6 protein-coding genes and 1 pseudogene are annotated in these 8,775 nt (G+C 37.7%); 4 read left to right on the top strand and 3 right to left on the bottom strand.

Features of this window, described 5'->3' with window-relative positions:
• Nucleotides 1–149 precede the first annotated feature (149 nt).
• The 4 genes and pseudogenes from H5968_RS23955 to fba all read left to right on the top strand — a co-directional run bounded on the left by H5968_RS23955 (nucleotide 150) and on the right by fba (nucleotide 3,587).
• A complete protein-coding gene (locus H5968_RS23955) occupies nucleotides 150–1,877 on the top strand; it encodes an ABC transporter ATP-binding protein (RefSeq protein ID WP_137668442.1) in 1,728 nt (575 codons plus the stop codon).
• 42 nt (nucleotides 1,878–1,919) lie between these two features.
• Nucleotides 1,920–2,027 (top strand): annotated as a pseudogene (locus H5968_RS23950) (ABC transporter permease); the annotation flags it as partial.
• A 143-nt stretch (nucleotides 2,028–2,170) separates the two neighbouring features.
• Nucleotides 2,171–2,323 carry a hypothetical protein gene (locus tag H5968_RS23945; protein WP_162501917.1) on the top strand — a complete coding sequence of 51 codons (153 nt, stop codon included), beginning with the start codon at nucleotides 2,171–2,173 and terminating at the stop codon, nucleotides 2,321–2,323.
• Between the two features lie 190 nt (nucleotides 2,324–2,513).
• Nucleotides 2,514–3,587 (top strand): class II fructose-bisphosphate aldolase, encoded by a 1,074-nt coding sequence (fba, locus tag H5968_RS23940; protein WP_096567579.1) that lies wholly within the window; start codon nucleotides 2,514–2,516, stop codon nucleotides 3,585–3,587.
• Between the two features lie 194 nt (nucleotides 3,588–3,781).
• Here the strand turns inward: fba and H5968_RS23935 are convergent, their stop codons facing one another.
• The 3 genes from H5968_RS23935 to H5968_RS23925 all read right to left on the bottom strand — a co-directional run bounded on the left by H5968_RS23935 (nucleotide 3,782) and on the right by H5968_RS23925 (nucleotide 8,659).
• Nucleotides 3,782–4,594: a carbon-nitrogen hydrolase family protein gene (locus tag H5968_RS23935; protein WP_137668441.1), complete on the bottom strand. Its 813-nt coding sequence runs from the start codon at nucleotides 4,592–4,594 to the stop codon at nucleotides 3,782–3,784.
• Nucleotides 4,595–4,958: 364 nt separating this feature from the next.
• Nucleotides 4,959–7,790 carry an NACHT domain-containing NTPase gene (locus tag H5968_RS23930; RefSeq protein ID WP_187041937.1) on the bottom strand — a complete coding sequence of 944 codons (2,832 nt, stop codon included), beginning with the start codon at nucleotides 7,788–7,790 and terminating at the stop codon, nucleotides 4,959–4,961.
• A 224-nt stretch (nucleotides 7,791–8,014) separates the two neighbouring features.
• Nucleotides 8,015–8,659 (bottom strand): HAD family hydrolase, encoded by a 645-nt coding sequence (locus H5968_RS23925; RefSeq protein ID WP_187041936.1) that lies wholly within the window; start codon nucleotides 8,657–8,659, stop codon nucleotides 8,015–8,017.
• Nucleotides 8,660–8,775 lie beyond the last annotated feature (116 nt).

Genomic DNA, 8,775 nt, shown 5'->3' with positions numbered 1-8,775 from the left:
GGACTGGGGACTGGTGACTGGTGACTGGTGACTGGTGACTGGGGACTGGGGACTGGTGACTGGTGACTGGTGACTGGTGACTGGTGACTGGGGACTGGTGACTGGGAGGATGAATAACCCAATAACTAATAACTAATGACTAATGACTAATGACTAAAAATCGTTCTAATTATTGGTTACTTTTACCCTATATCCGCAAACAATGGGAAACTATTTCTAAGGGATTTGTGGGTATTATAGGCTATGTTTTAGCTACGTTAACGCTAATTAATCTTGCAGGTAAATTAGCAGTTCCCTTTGGACAGGGTAATGTAGTGGCGATCGCTCAATTAACGGGATTTTGTGCTTTAGTATTTCTTGTGCGGGGGTTTTTTCAATCTGTACAAGATTTATATATGGCTAAGGCAGCTTTAAGGGTTGCTTTTTATCTCCGTCAACAGGTTTATACCCACTTACAAAAACTCAATCTCAGTTATTTTGAAACTGCAAAAGCTGGAGATTTATCTTATAGGTTAACAGAAGATGTAGACCGAGTTGGGGAAGTTGTAAATAAGGTGTTTCATGATTTGATTCCCTGTGTTTTACAACTAATTGCTATTCCCATTTACATGATTTATTTAAATTGGCAACTTACCCTAGCTACGGTAATTGTAGCGCCAATTATGGGAATTTTAATTGGTTGGTTTGGGGAACGTTTACGCAAATTTTCGCTCAAAAGTCAAAACCGAATTTCTGATTTATCAGCTATTTTAACAGAAGTTTTTAGTGGGATTCGTTTAATTCAAGCTTTTGCAGCAGAAACTTACGAAATTAATAGATTTAGTCATGAAGCAGAAAGAACTTTAAAAGCTAAATATTCCGCCGAAAGATTAAAAGCAATACAAATTCCCATTGTCGGTTTTTTAGAAGCTGTCAGTGCTTTATCTTTGTTGATGGTGGGAGCTTGGCAAATTTCCCAAAATAATTTAACGGTAGGTGAATTTTTCAGTTATTTAGCAGCAGCAGCTTTGCTAATTGATCCTATCGGTCATACTACCAATAATTATAATGAATTTAAACAAGGTGAGGCTTCTGTTGATCGGGTTTTTGAGTTATTAGCTATTCAACCGACGGTATTAGAAAACCCAATTTCTATTACCCTTCCTGATGTGAATGGTAAAGTTGAATATCGTGATGTAAGTTTTTCTTATAAACCTGGTGAACTGGTATTAAATAATATTAGCTTATTAGTAAATCCAGGAGAAGCTATTGCACTTGTCGGTGCTTCTGGTGCGGGAAAAACTACATTTGTGAATTTATTACCAAGGTTTTATGATCCTGAATCTGGGGATATTTTTATAGATGATGTTAATATTAAAGATGTAACATTAAATAGTTTAAGAAAACAAATTGGTATTGTTCCCCAAGAAACAATTATGTTTTCAGGAACTATCGCTCAAAATATTGCTTTTGGACAAGAAAACTTTGAGATGACAGCAGTCGAAGAAGCTGCAAAAATCGCTAACGCTCATCAATTTATTATGCAATTACCCGCAGGTTATCAAACTTGGGTAGGTGAGAGAGGTGTAAACTTATCAGGAGGACAAAGACAGAGAATAGCGATCGCCCGTGCTGTACTCTTAAATCCGCAAATTTTGATACTGGATGAAGCAACATCAGCCTTAGATTCCGAGTCAGAAGCCTTAGTACAGGAGGCTTTAGAAAGATTAATGGAAAATCGCACGGTGTTAATTATTGCCCATAGATTATCAACAGTGAGAAAATGCGATCGCATATTAGTCTTAGAAAAAGGGCAAATTGTCGAATCAGGAAATCATGAAGAATTGTTAGCATTAGAAGGAAGATATGCGCGGTTTTATGCACAACAATTTAGTTAAGTTTACTTGATTTGCGCTAGATTGAACCCGATCCAAAGCTTGATATCCATGAGAATACAAGCCTTGGGTGCAAATATTCCCTATCAATTTTTGTTGATGTTACCTTATGCGATCGTAATTTTGGCATTACAGCTATTTTCAGGTAAATAAACCACATTTTGATTTAGGTTTCGCTTCAAAAATGTAGGGGCGTTCGCGAAGCGTGCTGGAAGCATCAGCATTCGGACAATTAATTATCGGTTTTTACCTAAGACTATCATCCGAATGCTTCGCCCTGACTGTGGTCTAAAGACATGAAAACTGCTGTAGTCAGCAAGGAAACAGGAGCGCCCTTGGGGAAGTCAAAAGTCAAAAGTCAAAAGTGGCGAGTTAGGAAGCAAACAACAGATCCATTATTCCCAGTCACTAGTCACCAGTCACCTAGCCTACCAAACCAACACTGTTGACAGTAGCTAATATGACAACAGTACATGGAAACTATAGATTACCTTGATAGAGTAAGACCGCAAACTTTTTCAACATAAACACCCCATACTAGATATAATTTCCTATAAGTTGAAAAAACTCTTAAGATTAGCGTAAACATTACGCCTGTCTAAAACTGATTAGCTGACAAACACATTAGGAGGACTATCTATGGCGCTTGTACCTATGCGGCTACTTTTGGATCATGCTGCTGAAAACGGTTACGGTATCCCTGCTTTTAACGTTAACAACTTAGAGCAGATTCAAGCAATCATGAAAGCTGCCGATGAAACAGATAGCCCTGTAATTTTACAAGCTTCTCGCGGCGCTCGTAACTACGCTGGTGAAAACTTTCTGCGCCACCTGATTTTGGCAGCGGTAGAAACCTATCCTCATATTCCCATTGTCATGCACCAAGATCATGGTAATGCTCCTTCTACCTGCTATTCAGCTATCAAGAACAACTTCACCAGCGTGATGATGGATGGTTCTTTGGAAGCTGATGCTAAAACTCCTGCCAGCTTTGAATATAACGTTGCTGTCACCAAAGAAGTTGTCAATGTTGCTCACTCTTTGGGTGTGAGCGTTGAAGGTGAGTTAGGTTGTTTAGGTTCTTTAGAAACCGGTGCTGGTGAAGCTGAAGATGGCCACGGTTTTGAAGGTACTCTGGATCATTCTCAATTGTTAACCGATCCTGATCAAGCTGTTGAGTTTGTAGAAGCTACCCAAGTAGATGCTTTGGCTGTTGCTATTGGCACTAGCCACGGTGCTTATAAATTTACCCGTAAACCCACTGGCGAAATTTTAGCGATCAGCCGCATTGAAGAAATTCACCGCCGTTTACCTAACACCCACTTGGTAATGCACGGTTCTTCTTCTGTACCCGAAGATTTAATTGCATTGATCAACGAGTTTGGTGGTGCTATTCCTGAAACCTACGGCGTACCTGTTGAAGAAATTCAAAAAGGTATCAAGAGTGGTGTGCGTAAGGTAAATATTGACACTGATAACCGTTTGGCTATCACTGCGGCTGTACGTGAAGCTTTGGCTAAAGGTCCCAAGGAATTTGATCCTCGTCATTTCTTGAAGCCTTCGATTAAGTATATGCAAAAAGTTTGTGCTGACCGTTATCAACAGTTTGGAACTGCTGGTAATGCAAGCAAGATCAAACAAGTTTCTTTAGAAGAGTTTGCTGCTAAATACGCTAAAGGCGAATTAGTAATGAAAGCTGCTGCTAAAGTTTAATTTTTTCTCAAAAATAAAATAGGGTATAGCCTTGCTATACCTATAGATAAATAAACCGGGGGCGTTTGTGGTTCCCGGTTTTTTTTCAGCAAACCCTAGATAATATTTACACCGAAGGTATGAAAACTCAATTTTGATCATTGATATTTGTAGCTAGATCCCCAATTTCTTCAAGAAGTCGGGGATCTAATTTGCTAAAAGACTCGATGCTGTAAAGATGGCATTTGACGGCGCACCTGTTCCAAACGAGAAGGTTTAATTTCAGCGATCGCCACTCCTGGTTTATCCCCCGCATCAGCTAAAATTACACCCCAAGGATCAATAATCATGGCGTGTCCGTGGGTTTGACGACGAGCATAGTTAGTACCAGTTTGAGCCGGTGCAATGACATAACAAGTATTTTCAATTGCCCTAGCTTGTAATAATACTTGCCAGTGGTCTTTCCCTGTAAAAGCCGTGAAAGCCGCAGGAACAAACACAACATGGACTTCCTTATCTGCTAAATGCCGATATAATTCTGGAAAGCGGACATCATAACAAATAGAAAGTCCAATATTACCCAAGTTTTCCGAAAAATAGATTGGGGGTAATTCCTTACCAGCCATAACGGTGCTAGATTCTTGATAGGTGTTACCATCAGGGACATTGACATCAAATAAATGTGCCTTGTGGTAGCGAGCAAGTTCTTGACCATTAGGATCAATAAGTAAAGCCGTATTGTAAACTTTACCTGTGCTATTTACAGGTACAGGAAAGCCGCCGCCCAGGATAGTAACTTGAAAGCGTTGCGCCATTTTTTTGAGAAATGTCTCTGTTGTTTGGGCGATCGCATCTCCTTGGGCAAGTTTATCTTTTTCCTCTCCCATAAAAGAGAAATTTTCTGGCAAACCCACTAACTCAGCACCCTGGCGCACGGCCAGATCAATAAATTCTTCTGCTTGTGCCAAATTTTTCTCTAGATCAGGCACACTGGTCATTTGAATAGCGGCGGCTAAATAAGACTTCATAGATTCAACAACAAACAGTGGATGACGGGATAGACTCTCAAATATAGCCGTAGACAGAGTAGTTAGGACATCAATGAATCATGAAACTCTCACTCTAATAGGGTTTTACTCCTGACTCCTGTACGGGCGAAGTAGGGGCGAAGCATTCGGAAAATAGCCTTTTCATAAAATTGATCATTGGTCGCCCGAATGCTTCGCCCTTGCAGAAAAATAGCCTTTTCATAAAATTGATCATTGGTCGCCTTCAAGCTTCGCCCCTACGACTCCTGACTCCTGGTATATATCGGTCTATACAGAATATCCCTAGCGTCTTATCTTAATATTCCTGTTGATTCTAGGAAACTATTTACAGCTATTTTCAGGTTTAACCCATTTTTAAGTGCTGTTTTAAAGTCGGTGGCAGATTTTTAGCTGCTTCTAGTCCGTCCACATCTTCCCAGTTAGTATTTTTATCCCAGCGGATATAACCAAACAATTCATCACCAAAATTAGCACCAATCAGGTATGCACCGCTAAGGTTAGCACCTCTCAAATTAGCACCACTTAGGTCTACTCGGCTCAAGTCTGCATCTTGCAGGTTAGCATTACTTAAGTCTGCACCTCTCAGATCAGTACGAATCAGATTAGCACCGCTGAGATTAGCACCACGCAAGTCAGCTTGAATCAATTTAGCTCCTATCAAGTAGGCATGACTGAGGTTTGTTTGCAATAAATAGCTGCGGCTAAGTTCTGCACGGCTGAGGTCTGCTTGGCTCAAGTCTGTGCAACTCAAGTCTGTTTGAAAGAGGTAAGTAGCTCTAAGATGTGTAGCACTGAAAAATTGTCCCACTATACTTTTAAAACTATCTCCCCGCAAGCAATTACAGTAGTTAATCAGTCGCTGCAAATCTGATGTTAAATTATCTCCTTGGGTTTCTCCTGATGGATAGAAAATTATGTATTCTTTTAATACATCATGTTCTTGGGCATATCGCTGTATTTCTAACAGCAAAATCATGACATTCAAACCTGCATAGATATCTATTTGGCGTTGACCTAAATTTTCAATCCTGTCATTTTCGCTGTATTGTTGTAATTCTCTTAGCTTGGTTTGGGCTAAAGTTGCTTCTGGGGTATCAATGAATTTTCCTTGACACCAGTTATTGTAAAAGTTCTCTAACACCTTAAATAGATTAATCCAATATAAATCGGAAACTTGTGTGAGTAACCCAATTACATATTCAACGATTTCTGAATTGATTTTTCCAAATCCTAGCAAATCATAAATTTGCCAGTTCATTTCTTGAATTTGCTCTTGATCATCAAGATTAAATCTTGACCAATATTGTAGCGATTTGGTTAACTTTTCAGCAAACAGAAATTCACTAAATGTTTTATGATAACATTCAATCTTGTCTTCTTGTTTTTGAGCAGGAATAAAGTAGAACTGATTTAAGGTTGCGGGAATATCTGTTTGTGGTTCTTGTAACCGGGATTTGATCATTGACACAGAACCAAATACACCGCCAGACTGGACAACAGCAACAGCAGTTTCTGTGAGAAGATTTTGTAGGTATGATTGGTAATTTTGATATTCTTGATTATTGACTTCGCTATCATCTAAAGTGAGTTTTTGTTTGGCTATTAACCAATTGACAAACTCTTGCCAAATTACCACTTTTGCAGTTCTTTTATTAGCTTGTTCTAATTTATTGAATGCCAATTTTTCATCTCGATACATCAAGGCTAATAAATGCAGATAAAGTGGTTCAACTGCTAATTTTTTAATGGTTGATGGACATTTTTTACTAGATAAAAAATCATCTAAATCTATTTTTTGTACTTGGTTTTCTGGCAACAAAGCCCATTTTTTTAACCATTTTTCTTGGATTTTTCTATCCATTTCTAGGATTTCTACGCGCTCTAAATTATGGGGTAAATTAGTAATATATTTTAGCGTGTTGGTTCTGCCAGTAATCAAAACGCGATGCCCCATTTCAGCTTGATTTTTACATTTCTTTTGAAATGCGGCTACTTGTTGAATAAATTCCTCTAAATCAATGTGCAAATCATCAAAACCATCCAAAATAAATATAAATCGCGTATTTTTATTATGCAATAAATTCTCATTAGTCTCGTTAGTTTGATGGCAACTAACTTTCAATTCTGCTTGCAAAGTTTTCTCTAAAGAAAAAGCAGAGTAAACAGTATGAATATCTTTTAGACGAATTAAAATTGGTGTCCATAAAGGATGTAAATGTTGCCATACCCAGTCAGCAAATATCTGACAGAAAACACTTTTACCCCTTCCTGGTTGACTTTCTATCAACATTACTTGTTCTAATTTTTGTTGATTGAGGATAACTCCTTTTGCCCATGTTTCTATATCTAAAGGATTGACTTTTTGACCGAAAGGTTCGACTGTAAGAGGAATATAAATATCTTTCCAAGAGTAGCTTTGATCAAATACTTTAGCTAATGGCTGTGTTGCAATATGTTCTTTCAAATATTCTTCAATACCTATAATTATTTGTTGTTCTTGCTGCCATTCTACACAGGAATTTGCAATTAAATCCTGGATGATATCATCTGCATCTATCCAGGTATTAATAATATAGCGATGAGTATTAAAAGCAACTCTTTTTGTCAAAAGATTGACTAAAAACTTTGTGATGTTTGGGGCTATTAATCTAGCTGATAATATTTGATTAAATGCTGCTGCTAACTCTGATTCATGAAAACAGGAAATTGTATTTTTAGCAGTTTCTTCATCTAATTCAATATCATTAATAATGTGCAATTTTGTTTTAAATTCTTCCAGGTTATCTAGGTTAGTATCCCAATTTATGAAAGGGTATAAAGCCAAAATATCTCTGATGCTTTGTAAATAAGCAACTTGGCTAACTATTAATACACATTCTTCTAAAGCAGGACATTGTTGAGTTATATCAGCGTATAACTTTAACAAGTTAACACCAAGAGATACATAAGATAACTCTTTACCTACTATCTCTGCTAACGGTAAAGATAGCACATCTAATAATGAAGATGAGTTTTCTAGTACAGGTTTGATGACTTCTAAACTGACATTTTGTTCGTGAATACTTTGTGTCGCTGCTAAAATTGCTTTACCTGTATCTGTTGTGGTATTCAGACTAGCTTGTACTGAAAAAGCTTGTTGCAATTGTTGCCAAATTTCCGATAAAGTTCTGGTCATTAGTTTAAGGGGGTCAATTTACTGATAATTATGTAAAAAATGTATTTTTTTACTACTATATTGGCAAATATAGATAAAATTAGTAAAAAAATTACTTTATTTTTACATAACCTGAAGTTCTATATATTACAAGCTAACCTATAAATAACTGATCTAGTACAGTAATATTAACTATGTTTAAAGTTAATTTGATACTGGTAAATTTGGTGAGTTATTTAATAATTTTACTGGCGGTTAATCCAAATACCCCTTAAACCAGCCTTTCTTGCGCCATGATAGTCATCTGTAATGCTGTCGCCAATATGCCATGCTTCTTCTGGTGAACAGTTATGACTTTGTAAAGCTATGTTAAAAATTTCTGGATCTGGTTTAGCTGTATGTACTTGGGTAGAAATGGTAATAGATTTAAAATAGTCTCTGAGTCCTAAGCTTTGTAATACTGAGTATAACCGAGAATCAAAGTTAGATAAAACACCCAACTCAACTCCCAACCGTCGCCAGTTCACTAAAGCTAGGGGTACATCTGGATAAACAAACCAAGGTTCAGCAGTACCAAAGTGTATATAAAGTTCGCTAAAAAAAGCTGAAAAATCAGAAAATTCCCTGAGTACCCCTGCACCTTCAAAGGTATTGAGGGCGATGATGCGCCACCAGTCAAATTCTCTTTGGGGAATATCTTTAATATCTGGATCAAGAAATATCGGTGGTGGTGCTGCTTTAAAGCTTTTAAAAAATTCTTTATTTAAAATTTCTGGGGCAACTGTAACGCCAAATTCCTGGGCTATTTGACTATAAATTGCCCCTACAGTACCTTTAACACCAAATAGTGTACCTACAGCATCTAAAAAAATAACTTTTGGTTTTTTCATAAGGAGATCAAGGAGATCAAGGAGTCAGGAGTTCAAGGAGTCAGGAGTTCAAGGAGTCAGGAGTTCAAGGAGTCAGGAGGCAGGAGGCAGGAGGCAGGAGGTAGGGGAGGTAGGGG

The organism is Sphaerospermopsis sp. LEGE 00249, from assembly GCF_014299995.1.
GTDB lineage: Bacteria > Cyanobacteriota > Cyanobacteriia > Cyanobacteriales > Nostocaceae > Sphaerospermopsis > Sphaerospermopsis kisseleviana.
Note: the sequence above shows the minus strand (reverse complement) of the source record. Positions and strands in the feature narration are given on the sequence as shown.